At 63.0% G+C, this 1,399-nt stretch carries 1 pseudogene; it reads right to left on the bottom strand.

Annotated elements, in window-relative coordinates:
- Positions 1 to 1,399, bottom strand: a pseudogene (locus EN984_RS34695) (ABC transporter ATP-binding protein); the annotation flags it as partial.

Below are 1,399 nucleotides of genomic sequence, written 5' to 3'. Positions count from 1 at the left end.
GTCCAGGATGAGCAGTGACGGCTTGCGCAGCAGCGCGCGCGCGAGCGCGATGCGCTGGCGTTCGCCGCCCTAGAGCCGCACGCCGCGATCGCCGACCACCGTCTCGAGCCTGAGGTCGAGCCGTTCGACAAACTCGCCGGCGTGCGCCTGATGCAGCGCGGCCCACAGGTCGCCATCGCTGGCCCGTGGCGCGGCAAGGCGCAGGTTCGCCGCGATCGTGTCGTGCAGGAGGAACACGTCCTGCGGCACATAGGCCACCTGGTCGCGCCAGCGACGGCGATTGCTGGCATCAATCTCGACGCCGTCGACAAGCATCATGCCGGTGGTGGGCTCCAGCAGGCCAAGCAGCATATCGGCGATCGTGCTCTTGCCCGATCCGGACGGGCCGATCAGGGCGGTGACCTTGCCGGCCGGCAGGCCGAAGGTGATGCCGCTCACCACCACCTTGTCGCCAGCATCTCCATAGGCGAAGGAGACACCGCGAATATTCAATCCCGTATTGAGGGAGAGTGTCCCGGCGTCGGCGAACTCGGTATGGCCTGGTTCGCGTTCGGCATCGAAACGTGCCTGCAGGCTGCGCATTGCCGTAAAGGCGGGCAGGTTGATCAGCACTTGCTGGGCTTGCGTCTGCATGTCCATGAAGCGCGGCGCGATGCGCATGAAGACCAGGAGCAGGACGACGATCTCGGCCAGCGACAGGTTGAAGCGAACCAAAGCCACATAGATGAACAGGCTCAGGCCCACCACGCTCGCCACTTGGAATACCGCGGTGCCGATGGTGCTGTTGCGCACATAGTCGATGTTGTCGGCCTTCATCTTCTCAAGCGTCGACCGCAGCTGCGCGAAATAGCTGTCCTCGACGTTCAGGCTCTTGGCCACCTTGATGCCGCCGAGAAATTCCGAGACCGTCCGGTACTGATCCTGTCGATTGGCGGTCAGCACACGGCCGAAGGCAGTGGCCCGTGTCCGGAAGGGCTGCAGCGCCACGAACATCAGCATGCCGATGACGACGGCAAACAGCGTCATGACCGGCGAGATGAACATGGAAACCAGGAGATAGCCAGCCAGAAGAACGGCGATCTGCACCAGCATCAGCAGTGAGAACGCCGCGCCCTGGACGCGGTCGATGTCGCCGGTCAGGGCATGATCGAGGTCGGAACTGCGCATGCGGGTAAAAACGCCCCAGCGCGCCTTGCCGATGCTTTCGAACAGGTTCATGCGAACGCGGTTGACGAAATCGAACAGCAATTTGGCCATGTAGACCGACTTGAAGCGATTGAACGCCGCCTGCGCTGCAACAAGCCCGACCAGCATGCAAAGCACGGTCGTCAGTTGCAGCGTGCCGTCAGGCACCAGCCAGCGCACGAAATCATTGTTGGGCAGCCGAACAGCGAAATCC

Source organism: Mesorhizobium sp. M7A.F.Ca.CA.004.12.1.1 (assembly GCF_003997835.1).
Classification (GTDB): domain Bacteria; phylum Pseudomonadota; class Alphaproteobacteria; order Rhizobiales; family Rhizobiaceae; genus Mesorhizobium.
Note: the sequence above shows the minus strand (reverse complement) of the source record. Positions and strands in the feature narration are given on the sequence as shown.